General features: G+C 67.3%; 12 protein-coding genes, 1 tRNA gene and 1 pseudogene. 6 read left to right on the forward strand and 8 right to left on the reverse strand.

Annotated elements, in window-relative coordinates:
• Positions 1–467 precede the first annotated feature (467 nt).
• The 3 genes from ACQUSR_RS12430 (at position 468) to ACQUSR_RS12440 (ending at position 7301) form a co-directional block, all read left to right on the forward strand.
• Positions 468–5036, forward strand: a complete 4569-nt coding sequence (locus ACQUSR_RS12430; RefSeq protein WP_431042638.1) for an AAA domain-containing protein — start codon at positions 468–470, stop codon at positions 5034–5036.
• On the forward strand, positions 5033–5875 hold the full coding sequence (locus ACQUSR_RS12435; protein ID WP_431042639.1) for a hypothetical protein: 843 nt from the start codon (positions 5033–5035) through the stop codon (positions 5873–5875). Before ACQUSR_RS12430 ends, ACQUSR_RS12435 begins: the two co-directional genes overlap by 4 nt.
• 82 nt (positions 5876–5957) lie before the next feature.
• Positions 5958–7301, forward strand: coding sequence for a hypothetical protein (locus ACQUSR_RS12440; protein ID WP_431042640.1), 1344 nt, complete (start codon positions 5958–5960; stop codon positions 7299–7301).
• A gap of 1107 nt (positions 7302–8408) precedes the next feature.
• Here ACQUSR_RS12440 and ACQUSR_RS12445 read toward each other — a convergent pair.
• The 5 genes and pseudogenes from ACQUSR_RS12445 to ACQUSR_RS12465 form a co-directional block, all read right to left on the reverse strand.
• Positions 8409–8930: a hypothetical protein gene (locus tag ACQUSR_RS12445; RefSeq protein ID WP_431042641.1), complete on the reverse strand. Its 522-nt coding sequence runs from the start codon at positions 8928–8930 to the stop codon at positions 8409–8411.
• A 215-nt stretch (positions 8931–9145) separates the two neighbouring features.
• A pseudogene (locus ACQUSR_RS12450) lies at positions 9146–10027 on the reverse strand (serine/threonine-protein kinase); the annotation flags it as partial.
• A 546-nt stretch (positions 10028–10573) separates the two neighbouring features.
• Positions 10574–11992 carry an ATP-binding protein gene (locus ACQUSR_RS12455; protein WP_431042642.1) on the reverse strand — a complete coding sequence of 473 codons (1419 nt, stop codon included), beginning with the start codon at positions 11990–11992 and terminating at the stop codon, positions 10574–10576.
• 745 nt (positions 11993–12737) lie between these two features.
• Positions 12738–13418, reverse strand: a complete 681-nt coding sequence (locus tag ACQUSR_RS12460; RefSeq protein WP_431042643.1) for an MAE_28990/MAE_18760 family HEPN-like nuclease — start codon at positions 13416–13418, stop codon at positions 12738–12740.
• 2 nt (positions 13419–13420) lie between these two features.
• The gene (locus tag ACQUSR_RS12465; RefSeq protein ID WP_431042644.1) at positions 13421–14578 is read right to left on the reverse strand and encodes a DUF262 domain-containing protein; all 1158 of its coding nucleotides are present in this window, start codon (positions 14576–14578) and stop codon (positions 13421–13423) included.
• 339 nt (positions 14579–14917) lie between these two features.
• On the opposite strand from ACQUSR_RS12465, the gene ACQUSR_RS12470 reads away from it, so the two are divergent.
• Positions 14918–15001, forward strand: a tRNA-OTHER gene (locus ACQUSR_RS12470).
• A 112-nt stretch (positions 15002–15113) separates the two neighbouring features.
• Here the strand turns inward: ACQUSR_RS12470 and ACQUSR_RS12475 are convergent.
• Together ACQUSR_RS12475 and ACQUSR_RS12480 are read right to left on the reverse strand one after the other, a co-directional pair.
• The gene (locus tag ACQUSR_RS12475) at positions 15114–15566 is read right to left on the reverse strand and encodes a DJ-1/PfpI family protein (RefSeq protein WP_431047541.1); all 453 of its coding nucleotides are present in this window, start codon (positions 15564–15566) and stop codon (positions 15114–15116) included.
• 127 nt (positions 15567–15693) lie between these two features.
• On the reverse strand, positions 15694–16128 hold the full coding sequence (locus ACQUSR_RS12480) for a hypothetical protein (RefSeq protein WP_431042645.1): 435 nt from the start codon (positions 16126–16128) through the stop codon (positions 15694–15696).
• A 305-nt stretch (positions 16129–16433) separates the two neighbouring features.
• On the opposite strand from ACQUSR_RS12480, the gene ACQUSR_RS12485 reads away from it, so the two are divergent.
• Together ACQUSR_RS12485 and ACQUSR_RS12490 are read left to right on the forward strand one after the other, a co-directional pair.
• Positions 16434–17462: an alpha/beta hydrolase gene (locus ACQUSR_RS12485; protein ID WP_431042646.1), complete on the forward strand. Its 1029-nt coding sequence runs from the start codon at positions 16434–16436 to the stop codon at positions 17460–17462.
• Positions 17463–17533: 71 nt separating this feature from the next.
• A complete protein-coding gene (locus ACQUSR_RS12490) occupies positions 17534–18244 on the forward strand; it encodes a helix-turn-helix transcriptional regulator (RefSeq protein ID WP_431042647.1) in 711 nt (236 codons plus the stop codon).
• A gap of 217 nt (positions 18245–18461) precedes the next feature.
• On the opposite strand, the gene ACQUSR_RS12495 is transcribed toward ACQUSR_RS12490, so the two are convergent.
• The gene (locus tag ACQUSR_RS12495; protein WP_431047543.1) at positions 18462–19214 is read right to left on the reverse strand and encodes a type I-E CRISPR-associated protein Cas6/Cse3/CasE; all 753 of its coding nucleotides are present in this window, start codon (positions 19212–19214) and stop codon (positions 18462–18464) included.
• Between the last annotated feature and the right edge of the window lie 112 nt (positions 19215–19326).

A 19326-nucleotide genomic window follows, 5' to 3' on the forward strand; every position in this document is an offset into this window, starting at 1 on the left:
ACGAGGGTCGCGGCGACCACAGCGACGGCGGCAGTCTAGGAGGCTTGGTCGCGGTGTGTGAGTAGCCGACGTGGGCGCCGCCAGGACAGCGACGAGGACGACCGAGCCGAATGCAGTTGTGAAGCTTGACATCCAGTTTGCGCCATAACCGGTCATCGTTCATCGCGAACCGAAGCTGTCGTTCGGTCCGCCCGCAGTGCCACACATGAGGGTAGGCGCCGTATGCGGGCCCCTGCGATCATGATTCTCTCGACGGCCCCGTATCGCTTCCACCTGCGCAGAGGTACCTGAAGAGAGCCCTGTGAGCGCGCTTCCGTCAGACCGATCGGCACGTCCGCGACCAGCCCATTCGGCGACGTGCATGGCGCCGAAGCTGTGAAGCCGATCCGGTCATCCTGCCCGGAGCCCGTTGCTGCGACCCCGACCGACCCTCATCCTGAAACGTTCGTCAGCGGCCGAGAAGGAGAATGGTGAACGTTCCGCGACGCCACGCGAGTGATCCTGACGTCATCGGGCAGACAGCAGGGCTGGTCAACTTCCTACGCGACGTGGTCCACAGCAGCCACCAGCGACAGCGTGACGACCGCAGCCGTGAACGCCTGTGGCTAGCCCGGCTGCCAGAGCCCGTCCGCAGGCCGACGCCGCGCGATGACGGCGTGCTGCTGACACTCGACCACGTGCCGCAGAGCGCGCCGCCCGACCTGCCCGCCTCGCTCGACGGCTGGGTGGAGCCGACGCGCTGCCTGGACCCCGACGGGGGTGATCCTCCTCTCGCGGAGGAGGGTCCCGGGCGCGAACTGGTGCGTGTCGCGGACGAAAGGGAGCGGTTGGAGGAGGAAGGCACCCTTCGTCGTGAAGAGGCCGGTGACGTGCTGCGGACCTATGGAACGTGGCTGGATCGCTGGCGCAGGTGGGCGGAGCGTGAGCGTGCGGAGCGGCCGCTCCGCGAACTCTACGACCGGGTCTACGCGTGGCACCAGAAGCTAGCCCAGGAGGACGATCAGACGGAACTTGTCCTGAGCATAGGGCTGTTGACCTGGACTGGTCCGAACGAAGACACGGTGCACCGCCATCTGTTCACCCATCGGGTGGAGACGTCGGTGGACCGCCGCACGGCGAGGCTGACGGTGCGGCTGTCGTCAGAGAGCGCCCTGCGGCTCGAAGACCAGGACTTCCTGGACAGTGACGACGGATGGGTACGCGAGCGCGGGGCCGCTCTCTCGGAAGAGATCACCGCTCGCGGGATGGATCCACTGGGGTCCGAGGCGCTGGAGCAACTGGCGCAGTGGCAGGAGCGGGCGACCACACGTCCCATGGGCTTCAGTGCGGCGTGGGAGCCACCCCGCGCACCTGAGCCGGGGGCGCGTCTCACCTACGCGCCCGCCCTAGTCATGCGCCCCCGCAACCTCAACTCTCTGCTGCGGTTCTACGACCAGATCGCGGAAGCGGTGGCCTCGGAGGGCCGTGCGCCGCTCGGCCTGGCCCAAATGGCTATGACGATTGAGGCCGACGACCGATCCGCCTGGGACGGAACCCAGAGGGCGCCGCTCTTCGGTGACGATCCTCTCTTCCCCGGCAAGACGAACGCACAGCAGCGCAGCGTGCTGGGGCGCCTGGAGCGCGACACCGGCGTGGTGGTCCAGGGGCCGCCCGGCACGGGCAAGACCCACACGATCGCCAACCTTGTCTCCGCGTTGCTGGCACAGGGCCAGCGGGTGCTCGTCACCAGCGCCCGCGACCAGGCTCTGACCGTCCTGCGGGACAAACTTCCTCCCCCAGTGAGGGACTTGTGCGTCCTGCTGCTTAGCTCCACACGCCACGACGGCGCGGGCGAGCTGGAACGCACCATCAACGCACTCACCGACCAGGTGGCCACCAGCGACCGCGACGAACTACGCGCCGAGATCCGCCGCCTCACCGGCGAAAGGGACGAGGTACGGGGCCGGATCGAGACGCTCACGGAGCAGGTGATCTCGCTCCGAGAGGCCGAGTACCGGCATCGGAGCGTGGCACCGGGATACGCGGGAACGCTCGCAGAGATCGTGGAGCGGGTCCACACCGGTGCCGAGGAGTTCGGGTGGATCAGCCCTCTCCCGGACACCGCCGAGGACGTCCCTCCACTGGCCTCCGAGCAGGTCCAGGAACTCCTCCTCCTGCTGCGTGACGGCGCGGCTGAGCCGCGCGCGGGCGGCGCGCTGCCTGTCCCTGACGAGCTTCCTTCACCCAAGCTCATCGCGGACGTCTTCGCGGCCAGCCGGCTCAGCGACGAGGGTCTGTCCGCGGAGGCTGTCGAAAACCGGAACGTACTCGCCCATCTCGACGCGTCTGTGACTGCCGAACTGGCCTCTCTGCTCGATGCCTGCGAGACGGCCCTTCATCACCTCGGGGTGCCTGCCGACGCCACACGCTGGGATCCGGATTCCTGGATCACCCGGGCGCTGACGGACCGGCTCTCCCGATCCGACCTCGGACTGTGGCAGCGCGTGGCAGCCATCACCGACGACATCCGCGAGGTCTCGCGGGATGTGGACGCGCTGGGTCTGCGCCTGGTGACCGTGCCCGAGAACCTATCCGCCCAGAAGGCCAGCCAGCTGGCGACCGCCGGCACCGCGCTCCGGGCCCACCTGGCCGCAGGGAACACTCTGCGACGCCGGTTCCCGAGCAAGGCGCAGAAGAACGCTCGGGAGTTGCTGGACTCCTGCACCGTCGACGGCCGCGCGCCGCAGACGGCCGAGGACCTGGACGCAATACTGGCGCACCTCCGGGCCCACTCCACCCTCGCCGGCGCGGCCACACGCTGGCAACAGGTAAATGCCGTGGTCCCCCCAGGAGACGTGGAGGTACGCCTGACCGAACTGACGGCACGGGCCGCGTGCCTCGAGTACGTACAGACATTCGGCTCAGCCCGGGAACGTATCGACGAGCTTCTCGTACGTCACGGTGTACGCCTGAAGATCACCTCCCGCCGGACGTGGCAGGACTTCAACGCCGGCGTCGCCGCGCTCCATGGCCGACAAGCCGCCGACGAGGCGGTCGCGCAGCTGGCCGCTTGGGACGAGCTCCTTTGCGCCCCCGTCAGTGGCACGCAACCGTCCACGGAGGCCATGGCACTCGTACAGGCCCTTCGCGACCAGGACGTGGACACCTATGCCGAGGCCATAGAGGCACTGGCCGCCGCGCACAGGCGGGAGCACCGCACGCGTCGGTGCGCCGAACTGCTGGGCGCCCTACGCGCCAGCCACCCTCTGCTCGCAGGCCGCATCGTCGACAGCGCCGACGATCCTGACTGGGAGGAACGGCTGGGGTCCCTGGAACGGGCGTGGGCATGGGCAAAGGCTTCGCAGTTCATGGACAAGCAGCGCACGCCCGGTCTGGAGCGCAAACTCGAAGGCGACCTGAGCGAACACGAAGCCCGGCTGGAGCATGTGACCGGTGAACTCGCTGCGGCCTGGGGTCGGTTGCACTGCTTGGAGCGGATGACACAGGAACAGCACTCGGCGCTCCAGGCGTACCGGACACACATGGCGTCCGTCGGCAAGGGCAAGGGGCGGCATGCGGGACGCTTCCGAGCCGCGGCACGCGATGCGATGTCCGTGGCCCAGGGCGCGGTTCCCGCATGGGTCATGCCCATCCCTCAGGTCGCCGAGATGGTGCAGGCGAAGCGGGACGCCTTCGACGTCGTCATCATCGACGAGGCCAGCCAGGCAGGCATGGACGCATTGTTCCTCCTGTGGCTGGCTCCCCGCGTGATCGTCGTCGGTGACGACAAGCAGTGCGCGCCCGCCGTCACGGGCCAGGGCCGTCTGCAAGCCATCCAGGACAAGCTGGCCGCCCATCTGCCGGACATGCCCACCCGGCTGCGCCAGCTCTATATGCCGCACGCCAACCTCTACCAGTTGCTGTGCAACTTCTTCCCGCAGGTGATCCGCCTCGAAGAGCACTTCCGCTGTGTGCCCGAGATCATCAACTGGTCCTCCAGCACCTTCTACGACAACAAGCTCCTGCCCTTGCGCCAGTACGGCGCCGAACGGCTCGACCCGTTGCGTACCCACTTCGTCGAAGGCGCCGTGGTTGCGGGCCGCGACAGCCGTGTCCACAACCCCAAGGAGGCCGAGGCGATCGTCGACTGCCTGGCCCGCCTGGCCAAGGACCCCGCCTACCAGGACAAGACCATGGGCGTGATCGTGCTCCAGGGCTTCGGACAGATCAAGCTCCTGGAGAACCTCATCGAGCAGCGGCTGCCGGCCACCGTGCGCGAGCAGCACCAGATACGCGTCGGCAACGCGGCCTCGTTCCAGGGCGACGAGCGCCACGTCATCCTACTGTCCATGGTCGTGACGAACCCGCCGCGTGCAGCGGGCGGGAACAAGAACGAGCAGCAGGCGTACAACGTCGCCGCCAGCAGGGCTCAGGACCAGATGTGGCTCTTCTACTCGGTCCCGCCGGACCGTCTCAAGCCACACGACATACGGCTCAACCTCCTGACGTACATGGAGAACCCGCCCACAGCGCTGGAGGCCGCCGACGACATCGGACCAGTGCTGCCCGACATCCGGAGGGCTCCGTTCGACTCGCTCTTCGAACAGCAGGTGTACCTGGAGATCAAGAAACGGGGCTATCACGTGGTCCCGCAGTTCCCAGCCGGCAGCAAGCGCATCGACCTGGTGGTGGTAGGAGCCCGCGGTCGGCTCGCCGTTGAGTGCGACGGTGACGCCTTCCACCACGCAACGCGGGAGCAGATCGAGAGCGACCAACGGCGGGACCGCGAACTGAAACGCGTGGGCTGGAAGTTCTGGCGGGTACGGGAGAGCGACTTCCGCTTCGATCCCGTCGCGGCAATCGACGGCTTGTGGGAAGAACTCGACCGCCAGGGGATCCGGCCCGCGAACTACACGCGGTCCGCGAAAGCAAGCCAACCGGTCAGCTCCAACGCTGGGTGGAAGCCACTCGATCTCTCCTCGAGCGACGGGCTCACCGATGACGAGGGCACTGGGGACGAACAGACCGACGACGACACCACGGAGGACGCCGCATGACGCAGGAAACCGTTCTGGGCCCGCTCGACGGCAACACCTTGAAGGAGCTGGCTCGCGTCATCTGCGGCGACGACCACCTCTACTACCGCAGGGGCTTCGAGATCGCCCACTTCCTGGAGAACGCCGGGTGGCGCAACGTGCCCGAGTACGACGGCGAGTCCCGGGGCCAGTGGACGCTCCAGCTACTCATGGCACGTCGCGAAAACCCCACTGAGCTGGAGAAGGTGCTCATCAGACTCGCGGACGCGCGCGAATACCTCGAAGAACCCGACGTCCTCCCAACCGTCGTCAACGCGGTCAACACCTTCCTCGTACACGAAGGCTTCCGCTTGGAGAACCCCGGCGGCCGACCCAGGGTTGTCGTCTGCGACCCAGCAATGGCGCACCCGGGCCAGCAGGCACCGGTCGAGCTCAAGGCCACCATGGCCGAGATCATCCGTGAGCCGCGTATGGCCGCGCTGCTCCAGCGCCGCCTGGACGAAGCCCGCACCTGCTACGCCAACGGAGCTCACGTCGCGGCCATCATCATGCTGGGCAGCCTCCTCGAAGGCGTCCTGCTTACGGTGATTGAGGAGCGCGACGCCTCCCTGCTGGGCAACAAGGACCCCAATTTCATCGGCCTCAAGGCCCTTATCGACATCTGCCACCAGGCGGGCTGGATCGACGTCGACATGGAACGCTTCAGCCAGGCCGTTTGCAAGTACCGCAATTTCGTCCACCCACGGCGTGAGTTCCGCGAGGCGCACACTCCCGACCGCGACACGCTCACCGTGTCCTGGTACGTCGTGAACGGGGCCCTCAACGACCTCGCAGCCAGCCAACCCGAAGCCAGCGCGTAGGGCCGGCACAAGCGAAAGCGGTGGCGTGGCTGCCGGGCGACAGCGCTCAGACCAGGCACATCGGATCACTCGAGGGAGCAGATTGAAGATCACGGCAGAAATACTGAGAGACCTTGCGGAGCCGTCGAACATCGCAGTCCACTCGAACCCGGAGCTAGCCGGGGATGTGAGCGTCGCGGCGGCGGACGACGACAAGCAAAGAGAGGAGAAGGAGCTTGATCGGCTTCGCCGAAAGCCTGGGCTGCGGCCCATACCTGCGAAGGATCTCGGCCGGCTCGCGCAACTCACGCCCTGGGATGTGCTGCACTCCTTTGGACGGGCAATCACCTTGGCTCGGCGCGGAGCGGGGCGGGGCCTCGCCGAGCACTGGGGCTGCCTGAAGTACAACCAGGCTCTGACCGGGACCTCAGACTCTTTCATGGCCCTCTCGGCCGAGGGCAGGGAGACCGCGGACTACTACAAGGCGCTTCAGTCGGGAGAACTCGGTACCGGATTCGCGCTGGCGCTCGCTACACGGCTCCTGAGCAGGCGCTACCCCCGTCACTTCGTCTCGATCGTGCCGGCCGACACGGCTTTGCGCGCAGGGTGGGCCCTAACCAGCAGGGACTCCGGCCCGAAATCGGGCTACCGATACCGGCCGCAGTTCTTCGCCGAGGTATGGAGGCCAGGCGAGCCCTCTCGCGTGTTCCCGATCGCATGCAAGGGCAACCACAGCGGGCTCTCCTCCTCCCATACTCAGCTCGCCTCGGCTTCCGCCCACGTCGAGGCTGTGCACATCGGAGCATGGGACGCGACACCGTGTCTGGTGTTCAGCACGGAGCTCCCACTCGACGGCCCACTGACGGTCCACACGCTGGAGGCGGACGGAGAAGGAGGTTGGCTGGACACTCCGGGCCGCGCGCTTGATCACGCGTTGGCAGACGAGAACGTCTATCCCGGCATCCAGCCGCCCGCGCAAGGCGACAAGCCTATGGAGCCCGTACCCGGCTATCACGTGAGCCCGGACCTCTACGCGTGGTTCCAACACGCGCTCGCCCGCGCAGCCGCAGCCGGTCTTACCGCCTTCGCCGGGGACACAAGGGCGACTGCCCAGTACCTGACGAAACGGCAAGGGCAACGACACTTCACAGGCTTCATGCACGCGGCCACCGACAGCGTCCAGGACGCACGGCACCGGTTCTTCGGTAACGACTTCGTCGGCACCGACCACGTCTTCCGACTCAACCGGAAGCGCGTCGAGGCATTCTCCGGAGTCGCGGAGGATCTCTTCCGTCACCTTGAGGAGGGACGGGTGGAACAGTACCGTCGCGAAATCTACGCGCGCCGGGCCACCTGGCCGCGTGACACCTGGGACCCACGTTGGAACGGTCCCGTCTCCGTACATCCTGACGGTTCCGTGCTGGCTATGCGCCTACTGCGCGATTAGCCCACGCTGTGCATATGCGCGGGCGGCGCTCGGGCCTTTCGTGGACGGAGCTCATGGGTCTGATCCGGTACGCGGAGCAGGATCACAGGCACCGACACGAGGCTCACGCCTGGGGGCCGCCCCGCGCCCACCACCCAAGGCCAACCAGGGCTACGCCTATGGCCAGCGCGCACGTCATCCATGCGTGAGCGATGCGTGAGCGGATGCTCCGGCACAAGGTGTCACGAGCAGGATCGGATGCGATGCCGTGCAGCGCTGATCAGGCAGAACAGCATCACGCAGCCACGGCCGGTATGCCGCGGCAAGGGTTCGATCCCACTGCTAAAGCGGGTGTCGCAGGTTCGAATCCTGCCGGGGGCGCCGAGAAACACCAGGGCCGTGTCCGCGCCTCGGCTGCGGCTTGGCCGAGAAGCACGCCGAACGGCCCCAAGCCCGCCTCACCGACGCGGAGGCGACCACCGCCAGCGCCGTCTGCCTCCACCACGGCCCTTATGAGGTGACCGTCACACCCCACCTCAGGTGCCTATCTCGACCTGACCACGCTGCGCCGCAACCTCGTCAAGGAACTCGCCGTCGTCGGCCTGCAGTACGGCATACTCCACGTCATGGTTTCAAGAGCGGTGACTGGGGCTTGGGTTCCCGCCTCGTCGACGAGGCGCACCAAGCCGTTGGACCTCACCCGCGCCCAGCCCCCGCCCGCCTAGTCGGGGCCAGATCGTCACCGACACCGGCGCGATACTGTCCAAGTCCCTGATCTGCGAGGGTGATGCGCCCTTGCCCCACGGCGCCGCCGACTGGATGCTCGACACCCGGCAGTAGCCCGGCTCGTGGCCCGGTGCGCCGCCCAACTGCTCGCCCTGACCGAGACCCTGCTGGCCGGCCCGCTTCACTTCTTCCGTTCGTACTCGACCCCTGAGATCGGCCGCATGATGACCGCACCAGCACCCAGGAGTATTCCCGCCCCATTACCGACACCACCGCCCGCGTCCGCGAACTCAACCTCTACCTGAGGTACTCCGCCTTCGTCGCCGCAGGCACCAAGACCATCGAGGTGCGCGGAAATACCCGCACCTCGTGTAGAGGTGGTTCTACTCCGGCACGAGGCGCTCAAGGCACGGGGGGATTGGGGGGCTGTGCCTGGGCGGCGGCGTTCGTTGAGTTCCGGGCGCTCCCGGTAATGGCCCTCATGTCATCGGCGTCACTTCGCCGCAGAACGAAGATTCTCACCAGCGCGATCAGGCTCGGCCCACAGAGCAGTGTGGCCAGCCACCACACATCTTTCGCGACGTACACACCGGCGCCAAGCATCGCCACACTTACGATCACTCCTGCGTACAGGCTTGCCAAGCGGAAGGTGTGTTGGCGCTGTTCACGGGCTTCGTGGGCCTCCCGCTCTGCGGCTCTCGCGGCATTTGCAGCCGACCGCTTGGAGGCTTCCCGTTGTAACTCAAGTTGCCTGAGCCGGATTTGGTGTTCCCTGTTGAGCTGGGGCTCTAGGGCTTCGAAAGCGACCTTGAGCTGTTCCGGTCCGCCGAGCGCTGCCCCCCATTTCATGGCAACTTCCATCCCTGCGGAAACGACCGGGTCGCCAGTCGGACCAGGAAGAGCGTTGTTGTCTTCCACGTTCACTGCTGCGCGCCTCCGTCGCCGGTTCCAGCTGGTGTGTAGTCAAGCTCGGTGGGCTCGGGAGGGGAGCCCAATCTCACGAAGAGCCGCGCCAGAGTGTGCTCGAATGTCTCCACTGCGGCCTCGGTCGTAGATGCTGTTTCGTCCTTCGACGTGGCGGCCAAGCCTGTGGGCGGCGATGCTGTGCCACTGCGGCCTGCGTCCAACTCCGAAGCGCCCCTCAGGGGACCGTAGCGACCAAAACCCGCTGGCAACGGCCCGAGTTGGTCGAAGACCTCGACGGCCTCCTCGTCGAGGTCCGGCTCCGGGAGCAGCTCGGTGGCCGAGGCGAGTGCCTTGCGCGCGCCGATGGCGGTCCGGAAGCGGGCTTCCGGGTCCGGCTGCAGAAGATTGGCGATCACCTGCCACAGCGGCTCCGGGACGCCCTCGGGGGCATGCGGGACGCCCTGCTCCTCGAAGCGCCTGATCAGCGCCTCCGCGTCCGGCTTCCGGCCGCTGATGAGATACAGCGCCACCAGTCCGACCGCGAACAGGTCCGCGGGGAAGTCCGGGTCGGCGCCGGTCATCTGCTCCGGTGCGAAGTATCCCGGGGTGCCCATCACGAAGTCGGCCTCGGTGAGCCGGGGTTCACCCTTGGTCAGCGCGATGCCGAAGTCGGAGAGCCGCACGTGCGGCCGCCCGGTGCCGGTCGCCTCCAGCAGGATGTTCGCGGGCTTGATGTCTCGGTGCACCACGCCCTCGGCGTGCACGGCCGCCAGTCCGGACAGCAACTGGTCCAGGAGAGTGCACACATACGCCGGGGGCAGCGGGCCGTAATCGCCGATGAGATGTGCGAACGAGCCGCCGCCGACCAGGTCCATGGTGAACAGGACCTTGTCGTCATCGGCCGCCCAGCTCGCGGGCGCCAGCACATGCGGATGGTCGATCCGCAGCGCCTGTTCGCGCACGAACCTCAGCAGGGTGTGCGCGTCGCTCTGCTGCAGCACCTTCGCCGCCACATAGCGGCGTCGCCGCTGGTCCCAGGCGCGCCAGACGGCGCCGACACGGCCGCGTCCGATCGGATCGACCAGCTCGTATCGGCCGGCGAAGACCTCACCCATGTCTGCGTCGCACCCCCTCGACCGGCGCCCCTCGTGTTCCGGTTTCGAGACGCGCACCGCCACTCGCGTGATCAGCGGGCCACCGACCGGGACTTAGCAGGATTCACCATGCCCTGGCTCGCCCGCAGCCGTATGCCGAAATCCGGGCGCTGCGCGAGAACCCGGTATGAACTCGCGTAGCAGAAAGAGTCATGCTGACGTGATCCACGTCGCAATCGCGATGGTCGTCTCGCACTGGCTGGCCAACGGCGGCGCCGCCACGCCCCCCCCCAGGCGGCCGACGCCCCGGAACGCATTCAGCACACATGAGGCTGGGTAACTCCGCGAACACGTGAGAACTACGGAGAGGGGTCTTCCGAGGTCAGGAATGCTGCGCCCACCGTTTGCGCAGGTCACAGCCTTGATCAGGGAAAACTCCTAAAGCGGGTGTCGCAGGTTCGAATCCTGCCGGGGGCACGCAGCAGGAACAGCGGAACGCCCCGGACCAATCAAGGTCCGGGGCGTTCGACATCCACAGTCGACATCAGCGGTCACCGGCCGCTGATGTCAGGAGCGCCACGCCTCAATGAGGTCCGCCGGGCCATATGCAGCGTCCAATCCCGCACAGTCGGTCCCACTGCGGGAGACCGCGGCCAAGGGCACAGGGTCGGACGTGAGGACGGCGCGGTGGCGCTGCAGGGCCGCCAGGTCGTGCCGGTCGAACGGGGAGTTCTCCAACCACTTCACCGAACCGACGAAGAGCAGCTCCTTGGCGATGGGCGCACGGTCCGCCCCCACGATGTCGATCTCCACGTCATTGGTGCGGGTCCAGTAGCCGCCGATGGCCGGAGTCGAGGGGAGGCTCGCATCAGGCAGCAGCCGCGCCAAGGCCTCACGCACCAGAGGCTCGACAGCCCGACCGCGCCAACTGGTCCAGGTCTCGCGGATGCGTCGCAAGGTCAGGTCGCCACGCCCCCTCTCGATCTCCTCCATTGCCGGACCGAGGAAGCGCAGCCAGAAGCGGAGATACGGATCGGCGACCCGGTAGCGGCGGTCCTTCGACGGACGCGTCGACAGGGGGAGTTCTGCGGCAACCACCCGTTTCTCGGTGAGGATCCCCAGCGACCGCTGCAGCGGGCTCGCCCCGATCCCGCCGGCGGCACGGGCGATATTGGTGAACGTCCGCTCTCCACTTCCGATGGCCGCGAGGACGGTGCGGGCCTGGGCTTGCTGGGGGAACTCGGCGGCCAGCGACCGCTCCGCCGACACCAACAGGGCTGAGACCGGGTCACTGAGCGCCGCCTGCAGAAACTCCCACATCCCTGCACCGGGCGACCAGTCCGCGCAGATCAGCGGCAGCCCCCCGGTGATCAGGGTCGCATCGAAGGCTGAGGCCGGGTCAAGGTTCAGCATCGCGCCCACTTCCGCGGGGTTGAGCGGGCCCAGCACCATTTCCCGCCCACGCTGGTGGAACGGGCGGCCGTAACTGTTCAGTGCCTCCATCATTGACAGGTCCGAACCGATGAGGATCAAGAGCACAGGCCGGGACTCCAGTGCCCGGTCCCAGGCTCGCTGAAGCAAGCCCTCGAACGCTCCCTCCGCGTCCATGAGATAGGGCACCTCGTCCATGACCACGATGCTCGGCTGGTCTTGCGGCAGTGCCGCCGCGAGGACGTCGAAGGCCGCGCCCCAGTCACCGGGCCGGGCAGCAGCCAGCAGCCCCGCCATCGGAAGACTGGACACTTGCGCGTCCTGCGCGAGTCGCTCCAGATCGGCTGCCGTCGACGCCCCTGTCGCGGCGTAGAAAAGGAAAGGCACACCGGAGCGCTCGGCGAACCGCTCGACAAGCCGGGATTTACCCACCCGCCGACGTCCGCGCAGCATCACGCAGCGACCAGAGCGCTCCCCACCGACCCCGGCCGCCACCTTCTCCAACTCGCGAGCCAGCGTCTCAAGCTCATGCCGCCTGCCTACGAAATCCACCATGGCTCACCCTCCGCATCCAGCCCCACACATAGTGATACTAACTCCAGCGTTAGTAACAACGAAGTTAGTAACTGAAAAGTCACCCGAGGGGGGTGTCCTCTCTTTCGACGGCACCGGCGGCTCGCGACGGCTCCTACCCCGACGACCCAGACCGGGCATCGATGCGACATGCGACCGGAGCCCGGCATCGACAAGGACGCACTGGACACACTCGCGCGCCGGAGAAGCAGCCTTCTTCACCATCAGACCCCGAAACACACGCATCGCATGAACCACCCGCCCGGTCACCTTCTCAGCCCTGCCCCACCGCGCAGCCTTCCGACTGCCCGCCACGCGCCGAGTAGTTCAGATCCCCCACCACGCACCGGATGGCCCGACACCCAAGCCACGGCCGTTGAGTTACAACCTTCTCTACAGGTTCAAGGCGGCTCGCAAGCTCGCCGCGCGCGGCCCGGCTCCCCGGGCCGCCGCTCCTGTCTCCGCCCCGCTCCAGCCCGGTTCGCCCAGCCGCGCGGCAGCAGCGAGCACCTTGGCTGAGGAAACGGCGCCGTCGTGGCTGGGGGTCAGCTCCACGGCTTTACCCACCTCCCCGATTCGGGTCCCGCGTCAGGCAAGGCCAGGGGGCCACTCGTGCTCATTGCGGGCAGGAGCAAGCCTGCCCGAGTTGCCTGGCCAGCGTACGGCCCCCCGACCATGCCCGACCCCAAACCGGGCAGGACACCGGCCAAACCCGCTCCGCCGATGTCTACCGTCGGAACGCCTCATCACGAACTGACTGGTAGATGAGTAGCGTGAGTGAGTCGCACAGGGCGAATATGCGCCCCTCCAGCTTCACGAACGAGGGGTCGCTCGGCAGGTTCATTCTTTCGCCGTGCGCAATGCCATTTCGCAGCTTAAGCAATCCATCGAGGGCGCCGGTGAAACGGTGGATTTCGGCATCGTCTAGTGCCAACATTGCCAAATTCCGCCGCAACACGGCGGGGGACAAGTTCGAATCCGCAGACGTGACGTGATCAACGTTTAGCGAGATGCGCCGACCTTGAAGGTTCATCAATTCTTCGAGGAAGTCGGCATCCTTGAGCACTTGCCGCGCTCGAGCCCCTGCCGGGTCCAACGGGTCGCCAATTTCGGGAGATCTATAATTCTTGAATCTCTCCGTCAGGCAGGCTGCTCCTAGCTGCTTCCGCCCCTCTGCGACGGTGAGACTTGCCCGGTTAATTGTCTCGGCGTACTGCTCCAGAGAGAACTTTGTGTAGCCTTCAAGGTGCGCGTAAAGCATGACAAGAAGTGCGCGACGAAGAGACTCTCGAGAATCCTGCGAGATGTCAAGTGACTGCATATTCCGGAGCCGGCGAACCTCATTCCGGCGCCAAGTCATCTCTCCTTCGAGCGTCGCCCTGATGGCAACTGCGTCAGCTTCCGACATGCTCAGTCCAGGATTTTTGCGAGCTCATCAGCAAAGAAAGAGATGCGAGCGCGATACGCGGCAGCCGTGTTCTTTCCCCCACCAGTATGGTTTCGCAGCAACGGATTCGCCTTGATTTCACGAATCCTGACACCGAGTCGCTCCATTTGTGTCGCATCTTCGGGATTCAGGCGATCGAGAATATCCTGGATTCCCAGCGTGAAGCCCTCGAAATGATAGACGGCGAACTGACCACGAGTCTTCCCTCTCGCATCCACCGAACCAAAGATGCGGCGACCCACCTCATCTTCCACGGTGGCCGATGCGGCACGGAGGACCTTGAAAGTCTTGCGGAAATCCGCTTCGTCCCTCCGCTCCTCGAAAATTGAGGCTGGCACACCTTCCGGCGCCGAGGCAGCCTCCATGTACTCGGTCAGGAAGTCCCCGACTTCATGCCTATACCCCTCTGCATTATTCTTGAATGCGAAGAATCGGAGGATCAACTCCTCACTGTACCGCTTTTCGAGCTGCCCCTCCGCAACGGTACTAATGCAATATCGGAAATCGCCATCGGACGCCAGATTCCGGAGCTTGTCATTAAACGAGGGATCCAGCAATCGGATGGTACAGTTCCGGATCTCTTGCGGCTCCAGGGGAGAACCACCTGAATTGAGCCTCTTGAACATGTAGTAGCGAAGCCTGGGGTTGTTCTCCTTCCGCAAGACTTCGGCGCGAATAAAATTCCTCTTGAGGCGCCGGACCAACGGGATAGGAAGCGACTTGTATGTGTGCCCGTTGAGCTCGGTCACGATGTCGCAGTCTTCCAGCGTCAACGGCGAATCCTCCGCGTCTCCTCCCCTTAGCAGCCCACGAAAATTGAGGTAGGAGGAAATTCGCTGGAGACCGTCGATTAGCTCATAGACATTTTCTTCGGTTTCCATGAGGAAGATTGGCGGCACCGGGAGCTCCAGGATTAGCGTCTCAATAAGTCGAGACTGGGCCCCAGGAGTCCAGCGAAAGAGTCTTTGATACTCAGGGTCGATGATGAGCTCTCCGGACTCATACATGTCCGCCAATTCGTTGAATGAGATGTCCAGTTGGCGCGTCCTTACCGAGGAGACACTTCGATCAACGGAATCGATCAGTTCGATTTCGCTCGTAGGTGTAGATTTACGTGCCATTTCCTACCCTTCCTTGTGTAAGTGATTCTATCGACCATCCCGTGGCCGCGGGGCGTCTTGTAACTGGATTCCTTCGGGGGCAAGTACTGGTGGGCGAGAGTTGGATCTTGGCGTTCGACCACGGGGTGGCCACCTGGTGGATGACGATGGGACAGCCGACCTAGCCCCAACGCCTTGCCGGAGCCCGACTCTGTCGGCCGACCCGAGCGGTAGACCGCACTCGGCTGTTGGTTGTTCGAGTGACAGACCGGAGAGACTCCGCTGACATATACGATTGACATCAACAACGGCGGACAGCAGTGGAGCGGGGCGAACTTGGGCAGCTCTGGCCTGCCGGGCGCCTTCAGGCCACCTCGGCGAGCCTCGACCCGCGATCGAACTCCTAAAGCGGGTGTCGCAGGTTCGAATCCTGCCGGAGCACCATAAAGCAGCAGGTCAGGAGCCCTTCCCCTCGAAAGGTCGGGAGGGCTCCTGCACTGGAGGAACACGACCTTTTCGCGCGCGATGCTGGGGCCGGATCAGCTGCGCGGTCGTCCTAGGCCAAGGCGGGGGTCCGATCGATGCCTGCGCTGACGCCTGCCGAGGTGACGAACCGTCCGTCCCTGACGTGGATGGTGTCCGGCTCGGCGCGCACGCGGGGGTGACGGCGGGCAAGCGTATCGGCGCGTCGACAGTGCGTGGTCGCCCGACGTCCGTCGCCCTGGACGGGCTCGGCGAGGGCGAAGGCGCCGGTGCACACCGACGCGACCCGCGTCGCCCGCGCAGCGACGGCACGGGCCGCCGCCAGCAGCCGCTCCTCTACGGGGCGTTCGGCCAGGCGGTCCCCTCCGGCGACCGCGAGCGTGTCGATCCGGGCGGTCTCGGCCGCCGTGACGGTGCCGCTCAGCGCCGGCCCCGTCGAGGCGGATACCTGTTCACCGCGCGCAGAGACCAGTACCGGCTCATGGCGGTGACCGAGTCGGCCCGTCTGCGTCCCCGGATCCCGGATTCGAGCGGCGACTTCGTCGACGTCATCCTGAACTCTGCCCGGCCGGAATGACCGTCCGGTTCCGCTGCCTTGGGGCTGACCGTGCCGTCTGCTCGTGTCCCCCGGCTCGTGCCCGGGCGTGGGGCGGTCAGCCCGGCAGGGGCAGCGCGGCCGCCACCGTGTCTCGGTCCTTGCGGCCGAGCAGCGGGAAGATGATCTTCAGGCCCTGCTCGCTGTCCGGTGAGGAGATGACGAAGGACGAGTTGAGCAGGCGCTCCTTGATCTCCGAGCGGACGAGACCGGCGCGCGGAATCGTCATCAGGTGCTCCTCCGGGCGGGCGAACGTCGGGTTCGCCCGGAAGATGAAGATGCGGCGGTCGGTCATGGCCAAGTACATGGGGGTCGGCACCGGGACCACGGCCATTCCGCCACCGCTCATGATCGCCGAGGCTGTCGCGAACGCCGCCGTCCGGCGCACGGAGACGGAACTCAGGTTCACAATGGTCGCCACCTCGACCTGCTCCCCGGGTTCGAGCATGGGGCCGAGGGCGGCCAGCAGCAGGCGGCGGCGCTTTCCGTTCACGGGTGGTACTCCTGAAAGGTCGGGCGTGAACCGGTCAGGATGCTCCCGTCCGGCATGCGACAGTCCGGCTCCCCGGGTGCCGCCGCAGGGTCCCGGTACCCGGGAGGCAGCCGCGGGCCGGACTCCCTCGCGAGGTCCGGTCGGCGTGAGTCGTCGGCACACCTTGCCATACGCGGTCACGGACCCCGCCCCGGGTACCCGGGATGAGGAGTGCCATGTCAGAAGGCGCCGCTTTCGGCACTGTGGCCCGGCTCACGGCGGAACGGTGACATCACGGTGTCGCGGCTCCGCACGACCGTGGCCCCATGAACACCGCACACTCCACCGCATCCGCCGCGTACTCCATCGCCACCACCGGGCTCGACCCCGCCGAGCTGGCCGAGACCCGGGCCGCCAACGACCGTCTGGAGCAGCTGCTCGACGGTGAGATCCCGCTGCATGTGCAGGACGACCCTCCGGCCGCGCGAGCGCAGCAGCGGGCGGGCGGCGGTGGGTTCCCGGCTGTCACCCTGCTTCCGGAGGCCGTCTGGCGTACGGTCACCGCACCGTCAGGCCACCGCGTGCGGCTGCGTGTCCTCACCCCGCCCGAGGATCGTCAGCCGGCCGGGGTGTTCCTGCACTTCCACGGCGGCGGAGGGGTGCTCGGCTCCGCCGACGGCCAGGACGTCCGGTTGCGCGACCTGGCACACCATGTGGGGGTCGCCGTGGTCAGTGTCGAGTACCGGCTGGCGCCCGAGCACCCCTATCCGGCGGGCGCCGACGACGCCGAGCGGGCCGCCCTGTGGCTGCTGGACCAGGCGGCCGCCGAGTTCGGCACCGGACGGCTGCTGATCGGCGGGGAGTCGCACGGGGCCCGGCTGTCCGTCACCACGCTGCTGCGGCTGCGCGACCGGCACTCTGTTGCGCCCGCCGACGCGTTCCGTGCCGCCCAGCTCTCCTTCGGTGCCTACGATCTGGCCTACGGCACCCCCAGCGCGCGACGCGCGGGCGACCGCAACCTGCTCATCAACTCACCGGTCCTCGCCTGGTTCCGCGAGCAGCTGCTCCCGGGCCGGAGCCCCGCCGAGCGACTGGATCCGGACATCTCCCCGCTCCACGCCGATCTGCGCGGCCTGCCCCCGGCCCGGTTCACCGTCGGCACAGCCGATCCCGTACTCGACGACACCCTGTTCATGGCCGCCCGCTGGCGGGCCGCCGGGAACGCGGCCGAGCTGGAGATCGTCGCCGAGGGCTGGCACGGCTTCACGCTCGCCCCGACCACCGTCGCCCGCCGCGAACTGGCCACCCAGGAAGCGTTCCTGCGTCAGGCCCTGGGTTCGGTGGGTCTGGGCTAGGGGGCGCTTGGGCTAGGGGGCCTTTGGGCTGGATGGCCCTGTCCCGGGCCTGTCCCTAGCCTTACACCGTCATGAATCGCACCGAACGTCTCTACGCCCTGGTCGAAGAGCTCCGGGCCGTCGCGCCCCGCCCCCGTACCGTCGGCTGGCTCGCGGCCCGGTTCGAGGTCTCCCGGCGCACAGTCCAGCGCGATCTCCAGGCCCTCCTGGAGAGCGGGGTGCCCATACGGGCCGAGGCCGGGCGGCGGGGCGGTTGGTTCGTCGACCGAAGGACCAGCCTGCCGCCGGTCAATCTCACGGCCGCCGAGGCGCTGGCGGTGGCCACCGCGCTCGCCGGCGCCGAGGACACCACCCCGTTCTCGGCCGCCGGCCGGAGCGCGATGCGCAAACTCGCCGCCGCTCTCGGCGAGTCCACCGCCGAGGAGGTCCGCGCGCTCACCGGGTTGATCCACGTACTGCCCTCCCGCACCGCACCCAGCGCGCTGGCCGTCGTCGAACAGGCCGTGGCGGAAGGAACGGTGGTGCGGATCTGGTACGTCGACGCGGACGGCCGGGAGAGTGAGCGCGAGGTCGAGCCGGGCGGACTGCTCGCCGCCAATGGCGCCTGGTATCTGATCGGCTGGTGCCGCAGCCGCCGCGCCGGCCGCGGCTTCCGCCTGGACCGCATCCGCGCCGCCGAGCTCAGCGGCGAACCGAGCCCCGCCCGCGCGATCGCCGAACTCGACCGCGACCTCGCGGTCCGCGTCCGCCAGGCGGAGACGCTCCGCTCGCTCCGGGACTAGTGCCGTTCCGGGACAGCACGGCTAGGGCGACTAGGGCCGTTCACCGGGACTCGTACCGCCCCGGGGCCCGTGCCGATTTTCGGGACTCGTGCCGTCCCGAGACTTGTACCGCCCCGGGACTCGTGCCGTTCCTGGACTCGTGCCGTCCCGGGGCCCGCGGGGCCCGCGCGGGCCCCGCGGCGCAGCCGGTCCCGTCACGCCCACTGCCATGCCCCGCCTACGCCCCGTCCCGCCGCCGTACCAGCAGCAACCCCGCCCCGTACGCCCGTCCCGGCCCGATGCCGAGCTCCAGTGCTCGGGTGAAGGCCGCGGGATCGGTGACCGTGAGGGTGCCGCGGATCTCGGCGCGGGCGAGCGCCCTGCCGCGGTGGCGGTCGCCGACGACGAGTTTCGGGAGGATGCGGACCGACATGGCCAAGGGGTCCCCGGTGGCGCCGATGCGGCGGATGCCGTCGCGGCCGACGGGGGTGCCGCAGGCGGGCTGGAGGCGCTGGGCGAACCACTCGCGGGCGTACCTCGCGGTGGCGTCCGCGACGCGGAGGCGGGTCGGGCGGCGGCCCTGCGGGGTGTCCTGCCACAGCTCCCGGTCGCGGACCGGGCTGACGACGGTACGGAAGGAGAAGACGTCGCCCCGGTGGACCCGCATGTCCACGGGCAGCATGGTGACCTCCCTGGCCAGCGCCCGGCCGGGGAGTGAGGTCCAGTCCGGCTGTACGCGGGACTGGACGACGACGCGCAGCGTGTTCGTACGCGGGTCGAGGGCCCAGGCGGCGAGGATGCCCATCTGGGCGCGAGGGTCGGGGCCGTCCGGCTCGGCCCAGCCGTGGAAGCCGGACATGACCGTACGGTGCATGAGCCGGGGGTCGACGACGGCGCGTTGGGCGAGCGGATGGCGTGCGTCGAGTTCCAGAACGCTGTGGCAGGCGATGAACCGAGCCGAGATGAACCGAGTCGATCGGACCGGCTGGATCGAGGTCGTGGTCGAGGTCGAGGTCGACGGTGTGGTCGAGGTCGTGGTCACAGAGGGTGGTCCCATCCTGTGGACTGGCGAGGGGTGAGACCGTACTACAGCAAGGGCATTT

Origin of the sequence: Streptomyces sp. P1-3 (assembly GCF_050613155.1) — a bacterium.
Lineage (GTDB): Bacteria > Actinomycetota > Actinomycetes > Streptomycetales > Streptomycetaceae > Streptomyces.